This window comes from Rhodopila sp., from assembly GCF_965277825.1.
Classification (GTDB): Bacteria; Pseudomonadota; Alphaproteobacteria; order Acetobacterales; family Acetobacteraceae; genus Rhodopila.
Window position 1 is genome coordinate 1,419,423 of sequence record NZ_OZ255846.1, and the last position, 17,650, is coordinate 1,437,072.

Annotated in this window: 18 protein-coding genes and 1 pseudogene; 4 read left to right on the plus strand and 15 right to left on the minus strand. The window is 66.5% G+C overall.

Features of this window, described 5'->3' with window-relative positions; all coding sequences use genetic code 11:
* Nucleotides 1–56 precede the first annotated feature (56 nt).
* The 6 genes and pseudogenes from rbfA to rimP all read right to left on the minus strand — a co-directional run bounded on the left by rbfA (nt 57) and on the right by rimP (nt 6,215).
* Nucleotides 57–527, minus strand: a complete 471-nt coding sequence (rbfA, locus tag ACQY4T_RS07180) for a 30S ribosome-binding factor RbfA (RefSeq protein WP_428539393.1) — start codon at nt 525–527, stop codon at nt 57–59.
* Nucleotides 524–3,226, minus strand: coding sequence for a translation initiation factor IF-2 (gene infB, locus ACQY4T_RS07185; RefSeq protein WP_428539396.1), 2,703 nt, complete (start codon nt 3,224–3,226; stop codon nt 524–526). The genes rbfA and infB overlap by 4 nt, the downstream gene beginning before the upstream one ends.
* Before the next feature lie 2 nt (nt 3,227–3,228).
* A complete protein-coding gene (locus ACQY4T_RS07190; RefSeq protein ID WP_428543087.1) occupies nt 3,229–3,642 on the minus strand; it encodes a hypothetical protein in 414 nt (137 codons plus the stop codon).
* Nucleotides 3,643–3,855: 213 nt separating this feature from the next.
* Nucleotides 3,856–3,900, minus strand: a pseudogene (locus ACQY4T_RS07195) (hypothetical protein); the annotation flags it as partial.
* A 181-nt stretch (nt 3,901–4,081) separates the two neighbouring features.
* Nucleotides 4,082–5,641, minus strand: coding sequence for a transcription termination factor NusA (gene nusA, locus ACQY4T_RS07200; protein WP_428539399.1), 1,560 nt, complete (start codon nt 5,639–5,641; stop codon nt 4,082–4,084).
* Between the two features lie 37 nt (nt 5,642–5,678).
* On the minus strand, nt 5,679–6,215 hold the full coding sequence (gene rimP, locus ACQY4T_RS07205) for a ribosome maturation factor RimP (protein ID WP_428539402.1): 537 nt from the start codon (nt 6,213–6,215) through the stop codon (nt 5,679–5,681).
* 133 nt (nt 6,216–6,348) lie between these two features.
* Between rimP and ACQY4T_RS07210 the strand changes: the two genes are divergently transcribed.
* Nucleotides 6,349–7,494 carry an acyltransferase family protein gene (locus tag ACQY4T_RS07210; RefSeq protein WP_428539405.1) on the plus strand — a complete coding sequence of 382 codons (1,146 nt, stop codon included), beginning with the start codon at nt 6,349–6,351 and terminating at the stop codon, nt 7,492–7,494.
* A gap of 62 nt (nt 7,495–7,556) precedes the next feature.
* Here the strand turns inward: ACQY4T_RS07210 and ACQY4T_RS07215 are convergent, their stop codons facing one another.
* Both ACQY4T_RS07215 and ACQY4T_RS07220 read right to left on the minus strand, forming a co-directional pair.
* Nucleotides 7,557–7,949: a type II toxin-antitoxin system VapC family toxin gene (locus ACQY4T_RS07215; protein WP_428539408.1), complete on the minus strand. Its 393-nt coding sequence runs from the start codon at nt 7,947–7,949 to the stop codon at nt 7,557–7,559.
* Entirely contained in the window at nt 7,946–8,176 is a 231-nt protein-coding gene (locus ACQY4T_RS07220; protein WP_428539411.1) for a FitA-like ribbon-helix-helix domain-containing protein, read from the minus strand. Before ACQY4T_RS07220 ends, ACQY4T_RS07215 begins: the two co-directional genes overlap by 4 nt.
* 17 nt (nt 8,177–8,193) lie before the next feature.
* Between ACQY4T_RS07220 and ACQY4T_RS07225 the strand changes: the two genes are divergently transcribed.
* Nucleotides 8,194–8,319 (plus strand): hypothetical protein, encoded by a 126-nt coding sequence (locus ACQY4T_RS07225; protein WP_428539414.1) that lies wholly within the window; start codon nt 8,194–8,196, stop codon nt 8,317–8,319.
* Nucleotides 8,320–8,528: 209 nt separating this feature from the next.
* Here the strand turns inward: ACQY4T_RS07225 and ACQY4T_RS07230 are convergent, their stop codons facing one another.
* Complete coding sequence (locus ACQY4T_RS07230) at nt 8,529–8,774, minus strand: hypothetical protein (RefSeq protein ID WP_428539417.1); 246 nt, start codon at nt 8,772–8,774, stop codon at nt 8,529–8,531.
* Between the two features lie 170 nt (nt 8,775–8,944).
* On the opposite strand from ACQY4T_RS07230, the gene ACQY4T_RS07235 reads away from it, so the two are divergent.
* On the plus strand, nt 8,945–9,949 hold the full coding sequence (locus ACQY4T_RS07235) for an LLM class flavin-dependent oxidoreductase (RefSeq protein ID WP_428539420.1): 1,005 nt from the start codon (nt 8,945–8,947) through the stop codon (nt 9,947–9,949).
* A gap of 78 nt (nt 9,950–10,027) precedes the next feature.
* On the opposite strand, the gene kynU is transcribed toward ACQY4T_RS07235, so the two are convergent.
* From kynU to ACQY4T_RS07260, 5 genes are read right to left on the minus strand one after another with little or no spacing between them, the layout of a single operon-like run.
* A complete protein-coding gene (gene kynU / locus ACQY4T_RS07240; RefSeq protein ID WP_428539423.1) occupies nt 10,028–11,260 on the minus strand; it encodes a kynureninase in 1,233 nt (410 codons plus the stop codon).
* 2 nt (nt 11,261–11,262) lie between these two features.
* Nucleotides 11,263–12,159 carry an LLM class F420-dependent oxidoreductase gene (locus tag ACQY4T_RS07245; RefSeq protein WP_428539426.1) on the minus strand — a complete coding sequence of 299 codons (897 nt, stop codon included), beginning with the start codon at nt 12,157–12,159 and terminating at the stop codon, nt 11,263–11,265.
* Nucleotides 12,160–12,171: 12 nt separating this feature from the next.
* Entirely contained in the window at nt 12,172–13,071 is a 900-nt protein-coding gene (locus tag ACQY4T_RS07250) for an LLM class F420-dependent oxidoreductase (protein ID WP_428539429.1), read from the minus strand.
* A gap of 12 nt (nt 13,072–13,083) precedes the next feature.
* Nucleotides 13,084–14,019 (minus strand): NAD(P)-dependent oxidoreductase, encoded by a 936-nt coding sequence (locus ACQY4T_RS07255; RefSeq protein WP_428539432.1) that lies wholly within the window; start codon nt 14,017–14,019, stop codon nt 13,084–13,086.
* Between the two features lie 22 nt (nt 14,020–14,041).
* Entirely contained in the window at nt 14,042–15,268 is a 1,227-nt protein-coding gene (locus tag ACQY4T_RS07260) for an LVIVD repeat-containing protein (RefSeq protein WP_428539435.1), read from the minus strand.
* 138 nt (nt 15,269–15,406) lie between these two features.
* Between ACQY4T_RS07260 and ACQY4T_RS07265 the strand changes: the two genes are divergently transcribed.
* Entirely contained in the window at nt 15,407–16,639 is a 1,233-nt protein-coding gene (locus ACQY4T_RS07265; protein WP_428539438.1) for a PLP-dependent aminotransferase family protein, read from the plus strand.
* A gap of 1 nt (nt 16,640) precedes the next feature.
* Here ACQY4T_RS07265 and ACQY4T_RS07270 read toward each other — a convergent pair whose 3' ends face one another.
* Complete coding sequence (locus tag ACQY4T_RS07270) at nt 16,641–17,615, minus strand: SGNH/GDSL hydrolase family protein (RefSeq protein ID WP_428539441.1); 975 nt, start codon at nt 17,613–17,615, stop codon at nt 16,641–16,643.
* Nucleotides 17,616–17,650: the final 35 nt, after the last annotated feature.

Consider the following 17,650-nt stretch of genomic DNA (forward strand, 5'->3'; position numbering starts at 1 on the left):
GGTCTCCGGTGATTTTTGGCTAGACAGGCTAGATTTAACGTGGGAAAACGGGGACGTCAAGCTGAATTGGGGATGTGGGGCTCGTCGGGGTTTTCGGCCGCATCTGAATGCAGGTCGCGGGCGATCTCGGGGCGGTGCATGAGTTCTTCGATTTTCATTGCATGATCAAGCGCGCGGTCGGGCGTGAATGTGAGGTCGGGGGCGACCCTGAGACGGAGCGCCCTGGCAACCTGGCCGCGCAAGTATGGGGTGGCGCGGCCCAAAGCGGGGATCAGCGCATCGACGTCGGAGCGGCCGAGCCGGATGACGAAGGCGGTGGCGCGTTTTAGATCGGGGCCGATGCGGACCTCGGTGACGGTGATACGGGCGTCAGCGAGATCGGGGTCGCGGAACTCGCCGCGACCGAAGATCCCGGACAGCACGTGGCGGATTTCCTCCGCCACGCGCAGTTGTCGTTGAGATGGCGCCCGCTTTGCGAGACGGGAAGGCGCCTGCTTTGCGAAACCGGCCCGGGCTGCTTTGTTCAACCCGGGACCATCTCGGTGTCGAAGCACTCGACCACGTCGCCTTCCTGCAGGTTTTCGAAATGGGCGAACGACAGGCCGCATTCGTAGCCGCGGGCGACTTCGCGGACATCATCCTTGAAGCGCTTGAGCTGCGACAGTTCACCGGTATGGATCACCACGTTGTCGCGCAGCACGCGCACGCCGGAGCCGCGCTTGACCAGGCCCTCGGTGATCATGCAGCCGGCGACCTTGCCGGTCTTGGTGATGTTGAACACCTTGCGGACCTCGGCGTAGCCCAGGAACTTTTCCCGAGCCTTTGGCGCGACCTTGCCCTTGACCAGCTTTTCGATGTCGTCGGCGACTTCGTAGATGATCGAGAAGTAGCGGATGTCGACGCTCTCGCGCTGCGCCAGGTCTCGGGCTTGGGAAGTGGCGCGGACGTTGAAGGCAACGATCACCGCGCTGGACGCCTTGGCGAGCTGGATGTCGCTTTCGGTGATCTGCCCGACGCCGGCCAGCAGGACGCGGATCTTGACTTCTTCGTGCGCCAACTTGGTGACCAGCGCCTGGATCGCCTCGGCGCTGCCTTGGACGTCGGCCTTGATCAGGACGGCGACTTCCTTCTGTTCGCCGGCCTGGATGCGGGCCAGCATCTGGTCCAGCGTGCCGCGCGCACCGACCGCGGCGCCGGCGGCCTTGTCGCGCTGACGGCGTTCGCGGAATTCGGTGATCTCACGGGCGCGGCTTTCGTTTTCGACCACGACGAACGGTTCGCCGGCCGAGGGTGCGCCGCTGAGGCCGAGTATTTCCACCGCGGCGGACGGGCCGGCCTGGGTCATCGGCTTGGCCTTGTCGTCCAGCATCGCCCGCACCCGGCCCCATTCGGCGCCGGCGACGACGATATCGCCCTGTTTCAGCGTGCCGCGCTGCACCAGCACGGTGCCGACCGGGCCACGGCCGCGATCCAGCCGGCTTTCGATCACCGTGCCTTCGGCGGTGCGGTTCGGGTTGGATCGCAGGTCGAGCAGTTCGGCCTGGAGCAGGATGGCTTCCTCGAGCTTGTCGAGGCCGGTCTTTTTCAGCGCGGAGACCGGGACGTCCTGGGTTTCACCGCCCATGTCCTCGACCACGACTTCATGGCTGAGCAGTTCCTGGCGCACCCGGGTGGGATCGGCGTCCGGCTTGTCCATCTTGTTGATGGCGACGATCAGCGGCGCGTTGGCGGCCTTGGCGTGGCGGATCGCCTCGATGGTCTGTGGCATGACGCCGTCATCGGCGGCGACCACCAAGACGACGATGTCGGTGACCGAGGCGCCGCGCATGCGCATCGCGGTGAACGCTTCGTGGCCGGGGGTGTCGATGAAGGTGATCTGCTCGCCGCCGGGCATCTTCACCTGGTAGGCGCCGATGTGCTGGGTGATGCCGCCGGCCTCGCCGGCCGCGACATCGGTGGCCCGCAGGGCGTCGAGCAGCGAGGTCTTGCCGTGGTCGACGTGGCCCATGATGGTGACGACGGGTGGACGGGTGATCAGGTCGGTGTCGACGTCGGCGTGACCTTCCAATCCCAGCTCGACGTCGGATTCCGAGACCCGGCGGGCACGGTGGCCGAATTCCTGCACCACCAGTTCGGCGGTGTCGGCATCCAGCGTCTGGGTGATGGTGGCCATGACGCCCATCTTCATCAGCGCCTTGATCACTTCGGGCGCGCGGGCGGCCATGCGGTTGGCCAGTTCCTGCACGGTGATCTGTTCCGGCAGGATGACGTCGCGCACCACCTTGACCTGGTCGGAGCGCAGCCGGTCGAGCTCCGCCTGGCGGCGTTCGCGCTCGCGTTGGCGGCGCACCGAGGCGAGCGAGCGGACCTTTTCGTCCTCGCCCTCGATCGCCGCCTGGACGTCGATGCGCCCGGCGCGACGGCGGTCGTTGGTGCCACCCTTGGGGAGCGCGACCGGCGGTTTGCGGGCGGGCAGGCCGCCAGGGCCGGTGCGGCGGATTGGACGCCCGTCGTCTTCGTCCTCGGTGCGGTTGCGCAGACGCAGGGTTTCAGTGACCGCTGACGGTGAGGGTGCCTGGGCGGGTGCCCCGGGGCGCCCGGTTGGAGCCCTGGCAGCCGGCTGACCCGGTTGCGGCTGGGCCCCGGTCGCGGCGGCGGCCTGCGACAGTTGTTCCGCTGCGTCCGCGGCGGCCGGATCGCGCGCGGCGGCGGCTTCGGCGGCGCTATTGGCGTCGGCCTCGAGCTTGTCGCGAACCGCCTGTTCCTCGGCCTGGCGCTCCTGTTCCTCGGCGGCCTTGCGCGCCTCCGACTCGCGGCGGCGGGCTTCCTCGGCGGCCGACAGGATCGAAATCGTTTCCTGTTCGCGGCGTTCGGCGTCGCGTTTGGCGGAGTCGCGCTGCTGTTCGACCAGGGCACGCTGGCGCGCGGCCTGTTCGGTGGCGGTAAGCGCGCGCCCGGCACCCGGTGCCGGCCGGCCCGGTGCGGCTGCCGGTCGCGGCGCGGCGGCGGCTCCGGCGGGCGGTGGCGGCGGCGCGCCCGCGGCGGCGGAAGGATTGGGCAGCGGGGCGCGCTTCTTGCGCACTTCCACCTGCACGACTTTTGACCGGCCGTGGCTGAAGCTCTGTCGGACGGACCCGGCATCGACGGTCCGTCCCAGTTCCAAACGTCCTGCCGGACGCAGCGAGAGCCGTCCCTTGCCGCCGTCCTGATCGTTACTTTCGCTCATGTTTATCCGTTGGCACCCGTTGCATCGTTCAACGTGGCGGTTTCCCGCCGCGTGGCCCTTGCGGACCCCAAGGCCCTTGCGGACCCGTCCCTCAATCCGGCCAGCCTGCCCGCCTCCACGACGAGCGACTCCGCCAATTTGCCCGGCGCGACCGCGACGTGCACTACATAGTCTCGACCGAACACGCGTCCCAGGGCCTGCCCGGGCAGCGGATCAATAATCGTCAGCCCCGGCCCGAAGCCGGAGAGGAAGCGCGAACGCTCCGCCGCGCTGCCATCGGACGCCTGCAGGACCAGTCGATACCGACCGGTCCTTAGCGCCTCGCGGGCTTTTTCGAAACCCGCCACGGCCTGCCCGGCGCGCCGGGTGAGGCCAAGACATTCGCCGATCCGCCTGACCAGCGCCGCCTGCAGCAAGCCACAAAGATCAGAAGGCAGCGAGACCGGACCTCGCGCAGCTCGGGCGAAAGCTCGTGCAAGATGGCGTTGCCCAACCGGTTGTTGAAGGGGCTGTCGGGACCCATGGCCCGCATTATCGGTTGGGTGCCCGTCCTGCTGGAAACCTCCAGAGTTTAACACATCGCGACAGGCGCTCAACCATATTCCCCGTCCGGGCAGCCGTGCAGCCAGGTCGGGGACAAGTTGGCGATCCGGCCCGACGACGAAGCGGATCATCCGCTGCTTCGGCAACCGTTCGCGGGTGACGATGCAGCGGCGAAGCGGCCCGGTTTCCGGTTCGTCGTCGGCCGCATCCGCATCCCATTGCGCGGACTGATCGGTCGTGGACGGACCAGCCGGTGACGGATCGGTCGCGGACGGATCGATCCCTGCGGGATCGGGCGCGGAAGGGTCGGGGTCAGTCGTGACCCGCCTCCTGGGCCGAGGCCGGTTCCGCCCCGATTGCCGGCGCGACTTCCTCGGCGTCGAACCAGTGGGCGCGAGCCTGCATGATGACCTCGTTGGCGGTTGCCTCGTCCATGTGATCGGCACCGACGATCTCGATCAATTCATCGGACGCCAGATCGCCCAGGTCATCGAGGGTTTTCACCTCCTTCTCACCCAACGCCACCAGCATCTGCGGCGTCAGCACCTCGATCGCAGCGACGTCGTCGCTGACGCCGAGCGCGATGCGCTTGTCGTTCATTTCGTTGTCACGCTGCGCCAGGAAGTTTTCCGCACGGCGCACCAGTTCCTCGGCCACGCTTTCGTCGAATCCCTCGATGGCGGCGACTTCGTCGAGCGGGGTGAAGGCGAGTTCCTCGACCGTGGTGAAGCCTTCGGTGACCAGCAGGCCGGCGATCATGTCGTCGACATCGAGTGCCTCGACGAACAGGCCGGAGCGGCGGCGGAATTCTTCCTGGCGGCGCTCGCTTTCCTCGGCCTCGGTCAGGATGTCGATGTCCCAGCGGGTGAGCTGCGAGGCGAGGCGGACGTTCTGGCCGCGGCGGCCGATGGCGAGGGATAGTTGTTCGTCGGGCACCACGACCTCGACGCGGCCGGCTTCTTCATCGAGCACCACCTTGGTGACCTCGGCTGGGGCCAGCGCGTTGACCACGAACGTGGCGGCCTGGCTGCTCCACGGAATGATGTCGATCTTTTCGCCCTGCAGTTCCTGCACCACGGCCTGGACGCGGGAGCCGCGCATGCCGACGCAGGCGCCGACCGGATCGATCGAGGAATCGCGGCTGATCACCGCCATCTTGGCTCGGCTGCCGGGATCGCGGGAGACCGCCTTGATTTCGATGATGCCGTCGTAGATTTCGGGCACTTCCTGGGCGAACAGCTTGGCCAGGAAGCCGGGATGGGTGCGGGATAAAAAGATTTGCGGGCCGCGCGGTTCCTCGCGTACGTCGTAAATGTAGGCGCGGACGCGGTCGCCGTTGCGGAAGGATTCGCGGGCGATCAGTTCGTCGCGCCGCAGCAGAGCCTCGGCGCGGCCGAGCTCGACCATGAGGTTGCCGTACTCGGTGCGCTTGACGACGCCGTTGATGATTTCGCCGACGCGGTCCTTGAATTCGTCGTATTGGCGCTTGCGTTCGTATTCGCGGACCCGCTGGACGATGACCTGCTTGGCGGTCTGCGCGGCGATGCGGCCGAAATCGATCGGCGGCAGCGGATCGACGACGAATTCACCGACCTTCTTGTCGGGGAACAGCTTGGCGGCGTCGGCCTTGCCCATCTGGGTCTCTTCGTTTTCCACCGCGTCGACGATCTCGGTCCAGCGCGACAGGCGGACGTCGCCGGACTTGCGGTCGATGGTGGCGCGGATGTCCTTTTCATGGCCGTACTTGGCGCGGCCGGCCTTCTGGATGGCCTGCTCCATCGCTTCAAGGACTTCCTCGCGGTCGATGTTCTTCTCGCGGGCGACGGCGTCGGCGACCAGCAGCAGTTCGGGGCGGGCGATAGCGGTGTCCATGGCGGCCTCCTTGAGAGTGCGTCGGTTGCGGCGTCGTTCAGTTGGCCGGCCGGTTGGCGGCGGTGGCTGCGATCAAGGCGTCGGTCAAGACCAGTTTGGCGCGGCGGATGTCGGGATGGTGGATGGTCAGCTCCTGGCCGTCTTCCAGACGGATGCGCACGGCGGTTTCGTCGGCGCCCAGCACTATGCCGGAGAACCGCTTGCGGCCGTCCAGCGGAAACTGGGTCTCCACCTTGGCGAGATGGCCGACGAAACGATTCCAGTCCTTGACGCGGGTCAGCGGTCGGTCGATTCCCGCGGAACTGACCTCTAGCGTCCAGGCGCCGGGGATCGGATCGTCGACATCCAGCGCGACGCTGACGTCGTGGCTGATCGCGCCGCAGTCATCGACGCTGAGCGGTGCGCCGTCGGCACGGTCGGCCATCACCTGCACGGTGGGACGGTCGCGACCCAGCACCGCGACCCGCACAAGGTCGTAGCCCATTAGCCGCAGCCGCGGCGCGATGATCGCGGCCAGCCTGGCCTCCAGGCCGAGGCCGGGTAGAGCCGTTGCGGTAGGTTCGTTTCCGTCCAAACTTGTCGCCCAAAACAAAAAAAGGCGGCCCGCGAAGGCCACCTCCGTATAGCAGCGGAGAATGATTTGATCGTGAAGTAGCGCTTGGCCGCGACGAATGCAAGGCTTGGTACCTTGTTAACCATTTTGTCCGATGTTCTGGGACATGAAGCGGCTGGAATGCCTCGACGGTCTGCGCGGCCTGTTGGCGATGTACGTACTGGCGGGGCACCTGGCTCCGTTCGCCGTGCTGCCGCATTGGCTGCAGATGTCGGTGTCGCACGGCGGCGCGGCGGTGGACATATTCTTCATACTGAGCGGCCTGGTGATCACCCAATCGCTCGATCGGGTGAACGGCGAAGCGGTGCCGTTCCTGCTGGCCAGGGTGGCGCGCATCTTCCCGGTGTTCCTGCCGGTGTTCGCCCTGGCGGTGCTGATCCAGCCGGCGCCGTGCGGCTTTCAGCACATGCCCTGGATCGGACCCGACGATGCCGCGCACATGATCTGTTCGGATGCCTGGCCGAACTCCTGGGTGGCCGAGTTGCTGGCGCATCTGACGATGACCAACGGGTTGTTCCCGAACGGCGTGCTGCCGCTGGCGTGGGTGAGTTTTCTCGGGCCGGCCTGGAGCCTTTCAACCGAGTGGCAATTCTACGTGGTGTCGCTGTTGCTGCTGGGCGCGGGGGCTGGGCGGATTGGCGCCTCGATGAGCTGGCTGGCGTGGGAGCTGATGGTGTTGGCCGCGGCTGGCGTGCTGTGGCATTGGATGGCGCCCGAGGACTGGCAATTCAGCCGGGCGTTCCTGGCCAACAAGGCGCATTTCTTCGCGCTTGGGGTCGCCAGTGTCGCGGTGGTGCGGCAGCGGCGTGGGGCATTGGCGATCTATGCCGCGACACTGGTCGGCTGCCTGGGGATCTGCGCGCTGGCCGGGTCGGGGGGCAAGTTGTTGCCGCCGCTGGTCTGGACGGTGTGCCTGGCGGCTCAGACGCGGCCGGACAGGATCGATCTGCGGCCCTTGGCGCGGGTTCTGGCCAGCCGGACGGCGGGGTATTTCGGTGCGATCTCGTATTGCGTTTACGTGGTCAACGAGCCGATCCACAAGCTGTTGGCGATCGAGCTGGCGCGCCTGGCGGATGGCAATGCTCTGCTGTTCACCGTGATTTGGTTGCCGAGCGCGGTGATTGTGCCGATCGTGGTTTCGGATTGGCTGCACCGGAATGTGGAGGTGCCGGCGCTGCGTTGGGGGCGGGCGGCGGCGGATGCGTGGTCTCGTGGGCAGGCGCGGTTGGTGGGTGAGTAACGGTTCGTCGGGCGGTGGATTGGGAGCTGTGGGCGAATGAGCCGCGATCCGCTCGGCCGGTCTCAGATCAGCTCGACCCGTATCAGAGGATCGGCGGCGGCGGCCAAACCGCGGTCGCGGGTGATCAGTATGGCGTCGATTGCCTCGGCGAGGGCGACGTAGGCAGCGTCGTAGGCGGTCAGGTTGTGCCGCAAGTCCCAGATGCGCGGCAAAAGCAGATCATGCGGATATCGGTGCAGCCTGAGGTCGGCGAAGTCGGCCAGCGCGGCGCGGCCGCGATCGGCATCGATTTCGCCGTGTGCCGCGTAACGGCGTAGCACCTGCGCCACTTCGACATCGATCAGATGCGGGGCGTGCAGGGTCTGTTCGGGGTCGAATAACCAGCGTTCCACCGCCTTGGCGGCTTCGGTCTGAAGCAGCGCCTCGAGCACGGCCGAGGCATCGACAACGATCACGGACGGTCGCGCTGGGCACGCACAGCCTGCGCCGGGGACACCGACAACCGCGTGGTTGCGCGGAGCGACAGCCGAGCGCGCAATTCGTCCGGTGTCGGACGATCGGCGGCCTGGCGGATCTCGGTCAGCAGGTAATCGGAAAGCGACATTCCGGCGAGGGCCGCGCGGGCTTTGAGTTGGCGATGGAGCGCATCCGGCACATTCCGGAGTTGGATCATGGTCGGCATGTGGGCATGATGTTCACATGTGGAGCACATGTCAATGCCCTCGGCATCAGCCACGCGCGGCCGGATCGGTGGGCGGCGCGCTGGCCTATACCGGGTCGTTCGACGCGCTACTGCTGGTCACCGATTTGTGGCGCTGGTGGTAATGTCCTGCCAAGGAAGTTCGCCGCATTTCGCGGCGGACTTATGGGATCAGCAGGCCGCTGAAAAACAAAGGGCTAGTGTCGCGAGGCCGGTGTTCGCGATATGGCGACCTTCGGGCTCGGGACACAACGCGATCATCGCGTATCGTTGCCGTTTTCCCGAGGTATCGCCGGCACTCACCGGCGGTGACTGAGGGGGCGTGACGAGTGGCCTATGGCCGCCAGAGGTTTGGCTGACCAGCCATCGAACGTTGCGCGCGCCAGACCCGGTAGCGGAGGATCCCCCAGGCCACCACCGCGGCGCCGAGCGCCACCGGCAGGATCAATAGCGCGACCCAGAGCGCCAGCGCGGCAAGCGAGATCGCTCCGGCCAGGACCGCGACGACGACCGCCCACATCAGGATGCGGCTGGTGATCGGCGGGCGTGTCGGTGCGACGAACTCGCCGTTGATCGTCATGTCCAGTTCGGGGGGAACGCGCTGGTTCATGTCGTCGATGTGGCACGCCGGGCGGCGGCTTCAAGACCGATCCGTTGGGAAGGCTTGATGCCGCGGGTGGGACATTCGGGGGCACGTTCCGTGGGGCGCGATCGTGCCTTAGCATGGTGGCGGGCAACGGGAGTTATGCCATGAGGATCGGGGCCATGAAGGTTGGGCTGTTCATCAACACCCAGTATCCGGAAGACGTCGATGTCGCCGCACAGATACCGGCACTGGTCGAGCAGGTGCGGGTGGCGCGCGATGCCGGGTTCCGATCGCTATGGTTTCCGCACCACTGGCTGACCGAACCGATGCAGATGCTGCAGATCATGCCGGCGATGGCGTTCCTGGCGACCGAGGCCAGGGGCATGGCGATCGGTCCCAACATCCTGATCCTGCCGCTGCTGAACCCGATGCATGTCGCCGAGGAAGCCGCCACGCTGGATGTGCTGAGCGGCGGCAACTACGTGCTGGGCGCCGGGCTGGGATACCGCGAGCCGGAGTTCACCGCCTTCGGGATTCCGCTGGCAGAGCGGGCGGGGCGATTCGCCGAGAGTGTGACGCTGATGCGCAAGCTGTGGGGCGGCGGCAAGATCACGCACGAGGGGAAATTCTTCACCGTTCGCGATGCCGGCATCAGCCTGAAGCCGTCGCGTCCCGGAGGGCCGCCGATCTACGTCGCCGGGCTGGTCGATGGCGCGGTGCGCCGGGCGGCCAGGATCGGCGATGCGTGGCTGATCGCCAACGCATCCTCGATCCAGGAGATCGCGCCGCGGATGCAGACCTATCGCGCGGCACTGGCCGAATATGGGCGGACGCCGCTGGAATTTCCGATCGCGCGGGAGTGCTATGTCGGCGCCAGCCGGGCCTCGGCGTATGCGGAGTGCAAGGCCGCGCTGGAATACAAATACGCCGCCTACGCGGCGTGGGGGATGACCAGTCCGCTGGAGGGGACGAGCTTTGACGACTTCGCGCGGGATCGTTTCATTATCGGCGACAAAGCGTCAGTGAAGGACGAGATCCTGCGTTATCGGGAGTTGCTGGGCGTCGATCACTTCATCATGCGCAGCCAGTGGCCGGGGTTGGAGCAGGACAAGGTGTTGGGATCGATCCGGCGGCTGGGGGAGATTTTCGCGACGCTCGACCATTCGTAGAATGTTCGAGCTGTTTGTTTTGTCGCAGGATTCACGCGCCTTGAACGGTCCTCCTGGCGCGATCATGCTCCCGCGTAGTCATGTCACCGTTTGGCGGGTGGCGTAGGCGGCGTCTCGCCAGGTGTCCTGCGCCATCACCTCGCCGAGGATTTCGGCGGCGTCCCATAGCTCGGCGTAGCGCAGGGTCAGCGGGGTGATGCCGAAGCGCAGGATGTCAGGGGCGCGGAAGTCGCCGATCACGCCGCGTGCGATCAGCGCCTGCATGATGGCGTAGGCGTCGGGGTGGGCCAGGCAGAGCTGGCTGCCGTGCCGTGCCGGGTCATCGGGGGTGACGCGGTGGAACCGGCCGGGCGCGGCGTGCTGGAACAGTTCGGCCAGCAGCTTCACCTGGGCCTGGGATTTGGTTCGCACCTGGGACATGGGCGCTTCCAGGGCGATGGCGACGCCGACTTGCAGCGCGGCGAGGCTGAGGATCGGTGGGGTCCCGACGGTGGCTTGCGCGAGGCCCGCGGCGGGGCGGTATGTAGTTTCGAAGGCGAACGGGTCAGCGTGGCCGAGCCAGCCGGTGATCGGCATGCGGAGTGTTTCGTGCAGGCGTGGGGCGGCGTAAAGGAAGGCGGGGGCGCCAGGGCCGCCGTTGAGGAATTTGTAGCCGCAGCCGACCGCGAGGTCGGCGTCGGCGGCGGTGAGGTCGACCGGAACGGCGCCGGCGGAGTGGGCGAGGTCCCATAGCGCCAGGGCGCCGCGGGCGTGTGCCGCGTGGGTGATCGCCGCCATGTCGTGCATCGCGCCGGTGCCATAGTTCACGTGGGTCAGCATGACGACGGCGGTTTCTTCGTCGATCGCCGCCGGTAATTCTTCGGGTTCGACCAGGCGCAGTTCGTGGCGCCCGCCCAGCAGGGTGGTCAGGCCTTGAGCGATGTAGAGGTCGGTGGGGAAATTACCGCGTTCGGAGACAATGACCTGGCGAGCGGGCCGCAGTTGGAGGGCGGCGGCGAGGGATTTGAACAGATTGACCGAGGTGGAGTCGGCGACGACGACGCTGCCGGGGGGCGCGCCGATCAGTTGGGCGATCCCCGAGGCGACTTGGCTGGCGAGATCGATCCAGCCGGCATCGTTCCAGCTTCGGATCAGTCCTTCGCCCCATTCGTGCTGGATCAGGTGGGCGATGCGGGCGGGGGTGGCGCGCGGCAGCGGTCCCAGCGAGTTGCCGTCGAGGTAGATTACTCCGCACGGCAGCACGAAGCGGTCCCGGAACGGGGCCAGGGGGTCGTTCTGGTCCAGTTGTTCGAGTGTGCGGCGGGTGATCATGATCAGAGAAGATCGGCGACGACGCGCCTGAAGCGGGTGATCGCGGCCAGGTGGTCGGCGGCGCTGTGGCCGGCGATGCGCTTGTGGTGGTTCATTGCGAAGGTGGTATGGGCGGTGACGTGGGTGACGCCGGCTTTTTTCCAGAAGGCGAATTCGCGGTGCCAGGCGGGTTCGTCTTCCGAACCCAGCGACAGCCAGACTTCGAGGCCGACGCTGGCGGGATCTCGGTTTTCGGCCTTGGTCATGGCGCGCAGTTTGTCGAACGCGGCGAGCGCGGTTTCGTCGGCGGGATAGGCCAGCGGCATCCAGCCATCGCCGTATTTGGCGGTGCGTTGCAGGGTCTGTTCGGCGTGGCCGCCGAACCAGACCGGGATGCGGCCCGAGGCCGGGCGTGGGTTGATGCCGGCGTCTTCGATGGTGTGGTAGCGGCCCTTGAAGCTGGTGTGCGGCTGCGACCACAGCGCCTGCATGAGTTGGACCTGTTCCTCGGAGCGGCGGCCTCGGTTGGAAAAGGTTTCGTTCAGGCCGGTGAATTCGACCTGGTTCCAGCCGACCCCGACGCCGAGGCGCAGCCGGCCGTTGGACAGCACGTCGAGGCAGGCGGCCTGCTTGGCGACCAGGGCGGCCTGGCGCTGCGCCAGGATCAGCACGCTGGAGGCGAACCCCAGGCGCTGGGTGCAGCCGGCGAGGAAGCCGAACAGCACGAACGGATCGTGGTAGGGGTTTTCGTTGGTGCCGACGCGGCCCTTGCCGGCGCTGGTGGCCGGGTTGGCGCCCAGCACGTGGTCGGGCGCCTGCAGGTAGTCGAAGCCGAGGCCCTCGACGGCTTGGGCGTAGTCGCGGATTTCGGAGGGGCCGGTGCCGATGTCGGCCACCGGGATCGTTGCGCCTATTTGCATTACGGGTGCTTTCTACAGAAGGTCGCCGACCGCGGCGCGGTAGCGTTTGATCGCGGCCAGGTGGTCGGTCATCGTTTTGCCGGCGATGCGATGGTGGTGGCGATTGTTGAACGTGGTAGTCAGGCAGATGTGGCTGGCGCCGGCGTTCTTCCAGAATGCGATTTCGCGGCGCCAGTCGGCTTCGGCGCCATCGCCGCAGGAGGTCCAGACCTCGATGCCGACCGCGTTTGGATCGCGCCCGGCCTGTTCGGTGAGGCGGCGGAGCTGGGCGAAAATATCGAGTGCGGATTGATCTGGCGGATAGGCATTCGGCATCCAGCCGTCGCCCCATTTGGCGATGCGCGGCAGGGTGTGTTCGTGGTGGCCGCCGTACCAGAGCGGGACGCGGCCGGAGGCGGGGCGCGGGTTGATGCCGGCGTCGTCGATGGTGTGGTACTTGCCTTTGAAGGTGACGTGGGGTTCTGCCCATAGCGCCTGCATCACTTGCGCTTGTTCCTCGGAGCGGCGGCCTCGGTTGTGGAAGTTTTCGTTCAGGCCGGTGAATTCGAGCGGGTTCCAGCCGACGCCGATGCCGAGGCGGAAGCGGCCGCCGGACAGCACGTCGAGGCAGGCGGCCTGCTTGGCGACCAGGGCGGTCTGGCGTTGGGCGACGATCAGCACGCCGGTGGAAAACGTCAGTCTGGTGGTGGCGGCGGAGAGAAAACCGAGCAGCACGAAAGGATCGTGGTAGAGGCCGGAGGCGATGGCGGCGCGGGCGTCGGTGCTGGTGGCCGATGCCGGGTTGCCGCCCAGCACGTGGTCGGGCGCTTCGAGAAAATCGTAGTCCAGGGCTTCGAGGTTTTGCCCGTAATCGCGCACGGCGGCGGGATCTCCGCCGATGTCGTTGAACGGGACGAGGGCACCTAGTTGCATTTTCAACAATTCCTACTTGGCGTCGGCGTCGAGCACGGCCTTGATCTTGTCGGCGGCAACCGCGATCGGCGGGATGCCGGCGCGTTCCTGTTGGAGCAACGAGCCGACGCGGGAGTCGCGGGTGCCCCAGCCTCGGTTCAGTGCCTCGGTGAGTTCCATCAAAGCGAGGTTGGTCAGCCGCATCGGCACCTGGACCTCGCGCGCGAGTTGGCAGGCGAGGGAGACGTCCTTGTGCAGCAGACGGAGCGCGAAGTCGGCGGGGTCGTAGCTGCCGGTGAGGAAATGATCCGATAGCCGATCGAACATGCGGTTGCGGCCTGAGGCGCCCTGGCGCACCGCCTCGAACAGCGCCAGCGGCTCGACGCCGGCCTTGATGCCCATGGTGAAGACTTCCGCCAGCACGACGTTGACCGCGGCGGAGGATGCGTTGTGCACCAGCTTGGCGATCGATCCGGCTCCGATCGGGCCGATATAGGCGGCCTGGTCGCCCATGGCGGAGAGGGCCGCGTGGTATTTGTCGAATATTGCGCGGTCGCCGCCGACCCAGATGGCGAGGCGGCCGCTGTTGGCCCCTTTCGGGCCGCCGCTGACCGGGGCGTCGAGGAAGGCGACGTCCTTTTCGGCGAAGCTGGCGTGCAGCGCGCGCACCACGTCGACGGCGTTGGTCGAGAGGTCGAACCAGGCGGCGCCGGGGCCGAAGCCCTCGATCAGGCCGTTGGCGCCGGTGCCGACGGTCTGCACGTCGGCCGGGGTGGGCAGCGAGGTGAACACGAGGTCGCAGGCTTGGGCGACGGCGCGTGGGGTTTCGGCCCAGGTGGCGCCGGCGTTCAGGTGGGCGGATGCCGCCTGGCGGGTGAGGTCGTTCACCACCAGGTCGTGGCCGGCCTTTTGCAGATTGGACGCCATGCCGGCGCCCATCATGCCCAGTCCGATGAAACCGATCTTCATTGTTTCCTCTTGGTTGATTGTTTCAGGACCCGTTCCATTGCAGGATGTAGAGACCGGCGTCGTAGTCGGTGACGTAGATCAGGCCGTCCTGGGCGACGAAGAGATCAGCGGTGTGGCGGATTTTCGCGCGCCCGCGCATGGGTTCCATCCAGCGTGTCGGCTGCGGTGGAACGAAGTAGCCGGTCTCTTGCGGGCGGTAGGGATCGGTGATGTCGAACACGCGCACGCCGGCGCTTTGCCAGGTGGCGAAGATGGTGGTTGACGATTGGAACGATCCGGGCCGGTTCTCGTGCAGGTTATGGGGTCCGAACTGGCCGCCCAGGGCGATGTAGTCCTGGTCCGACGGGGTCGGTAGCGTGGCGATGGAAATCGGATTCGATGGCTGGCGGATATCGAAGATCCAGGTGCGCTTCAACTGCTCCTGGTCGATGTTCATCGTCGCCTCGTCGGCGACCACCAGCAGGCTGCGGTCGTGCAGCGGCAGGGCGCTGTGGGTGCAGCCGCCGAATGGCGGGCACCAGTTGCGATGCACGATCAAATGCGGGCTGGATGGCTGCTTGACGTCGAGGATGGTCAGGCCGCCGTCGCGCCAGGAGGCGTAGGCGACGTCGTCCTGGACCACGGCGTGGTGCAGTGCCCAGCGTCCGGTCCAGTGCGGGATTTCGCCGGCGGCGGCGTTCATGCCGGGGATCCACCAGCGGCCGGCCTCGCGCGGTTGGGTCGGGTCGGCCATGTCTATACTGATGAATATATGGTCGAGGAAGCCGTCGAGCAGGGCCGAGGCGTAGGCGTAGCGTCCGCCGGTCCACCAGATGCGGTGCAGGCCGAGCCCCTGGACTTGCAGGAAGCCGATGGGGCGGGGATTGGCGGGGTCGGAGATGTCGTAGACCCGCATGCCGGCGGAGAAATCCTCGCCACGCTTGCCGTAGCGCGAGGAATCAACCTGGTTCGAGGCGCTGTAGTAGTCCTTGATCGAGAGCAGCGCCTTGAGGTCGAGTTCCTCGATGCAGAGCAACAGATCGTTGGCGGTCTGCAGGTGCATGCACCAGGAGTTCGGGTGGATCGGGGCGAAGTTCACCGGCTTGGGGTTTCGCGGGTCGCGCACGTCGGTGACCATTACGCCGCGGCTGACCCTGGTGCCGATATAGGCGTGGCCGCGGTTGACCATGACCTGCACGCCGTCGCCGCGGCCGCCCTGGTCGGTGTGACCGACGAAGGAGATGTTTTGGGCACCCTCGGGCGTGATCATATTGTGGCCGGCCTCCGCTGTCGGTGAACAGCTTAGACTCTGCGCGGGAAAGCGAAAGTGACGCGGGCGGCGGCTCGCTAGGCGAACCCGGCCGGCTGCTGCTATCTTGGCGGTGACAAGCGAGGGGAAACGTCGACCATGAGCGCCACGACGATCGACTACGGCAAACTTTATAGCGCGGACCTGCCCGATCCGGCGCCGCGCTGGGCGCCGTTTCCGAAATACTACTTCGTCGGCGGCAACAATGACCCAGAGCAGGTTCCGATTGAAGGATTGATCGAGGCGGCGGCGTCGGTGCTGCGGCGCGAGGGCTCCAAGCTGGCGATCTACAATCTGGGTCTGGGGCCGCAGGGCTATCCGGGCCTGCGTCAGTTCGTCGCCGACAAGTGCGAGCGCCAGCGCGGGATCAAGGCGCCGGTCGACGACATCCTGATCACCACCGGTTCAGGACAAGGGTTGGACATGATCAGCAAGCTGCTGGTCGATGCGGGCGATACCGTCTTATGCGAGGAATACTGTTACCAGGGCGCGATGACCCGGTTTCGCAAACTGGGTGCCAAGCTGGTCGGCATGAAGCTGGATGCGGACGGGATCGTGATCGACGCGCTGGCCCAGCAACTCGCCGGGCTGAAGGCGCAAGGGATTACGCCGAAGTTCATCTACACCATCCCGACGATCCAGAACCCGACCGCAAGCATCCTGCCGCTGGATCGGCGTCATGCGCTGATCAAGCTGGCGCATCAGTACAATGTGGCGATTTTCGAGGATGAATGTTACGCCGATCTGCTGTGGGACTGTGTTGAGGCGCCCCCCGCGCTCTACGCGCTCGATCCCGGCTGCGTCATCCATATTGGTTCGTTCTCGAAATCATTGGCTCCGGCGCTGCGGCTTGGCTATGTGATCTCGGGCTGGGAGATCATGAGCCGGTTGTTGCCGTTGAAGAGCGACAGCGGGACCGGTGCACTGGATCAGATGGTTGTCGCTGAATATTTCTCGCAGAATTTCGATCGCCATGTGGGCCACCTGAATGGCGTGCTGCGCGGCAAGCTGGATACCATGACCGAGGCGGTGGCGCGCGAGTTCGGGTCGGTCGCGGAATGCTGGGCGCCGAAGGGTGGCATCTTCCTGTGGATCAAGCTGCCGGCCAACGTGGATGTGCGCAAGCTGATCAAGCCGGCGGCGGATGCGGGGATCGTGTTCAATCCGGGCCCGGAATGGGCGGTCAGCGCGAGCAATTCCAGCAATTGTCTGCGGCTTTGCTTTGCCATGCCGGACAAGCAGACTATTCGCGACGGCGTCGCCGAACTGGCTCGGGTGTGTTACGAGCAGACCGGGATTCCAATACGCAGCGGGAACGTACCCCGGACGTAGCCTAGGCGGTGCCGGTCAGCGTCTGGGTCACTGCCGAGGCCAGCAACGAGTGGCCCGCCGCGGTCGGATGCAGGTCGTCGAAGAACAGATAGCCGTTCTGCGCGGCCCCGGTGGCGGCGAGCGTTCCACTGTTGGGATCGGTGAGATTGCCGGTCCATACCGGCTGGGTGACGTTGGTGAAATTGGCCGCACCCGGATTAGCCACCGCGGCATCGATCAGACCATAGGTGTCGATGAAGTCGACCGATGCCGCGCCGGTCGCTACGATGGCCTGCAGTGCCGCGCCCAGATCGGCGTTGTACGCCTGGGCCAGGACGCTGGACTGTGCGTCGCTGGCCGGACGGGCCGTCTCGTATGGGGTCTTGCCCAGGTCGGGGACACCCATCACCACCAGGTCCTTGGCACCGTGTGCGACCAGACCGCCGATGACCGCGGTTTCGTTGTTCGCGGCCTGCTGCGCGGTTGACTGTTGCTGCGCCGGGGTCTCGGCGGAGTTGGCGATATCCAGGACGTCGTTGGAACCGGCCCATACGGTGTAGAGCGCATTCGGTGACGGGCTGGGTGTGTTGGCGAGGAACTGGGCGTACTGCGACGGCAGGTCCAACGGGTTCAGGGTGTGTACGGCGGTCTGCCCCGTCTCCGCCCCGCCATAGGCGTAGTCGGTGCCCCCGCGCAGGCTGGGCGCCACCGGCGGCAGGCCGAGATTCTGTGACAGGTCCTGCACCCAGACATTTCCGTTGCTGAAGCGGCCGTCGCTGTAGGGCGAGGCCGGCAGCACGCCCAATGTCGCGGTCGAGACGTTGCCGGCGTCGGACAGGCTGTCGCCAAAGGCATAGACCGCGGTGAAGCCGCCGGGCGGGGGGGTGATCGTGTCGCTGGCGATGAACGACGGCGATGCCGCGGTGCCCAGGGTGGCGGTGGAGATGGTGCTGCCGGTCAGGGCGTCGAAGTCGTCGATCAGCGATTGGATTGTCATTCCGCGCGAACGTCAAACGAGACGGCGGGGTTGCA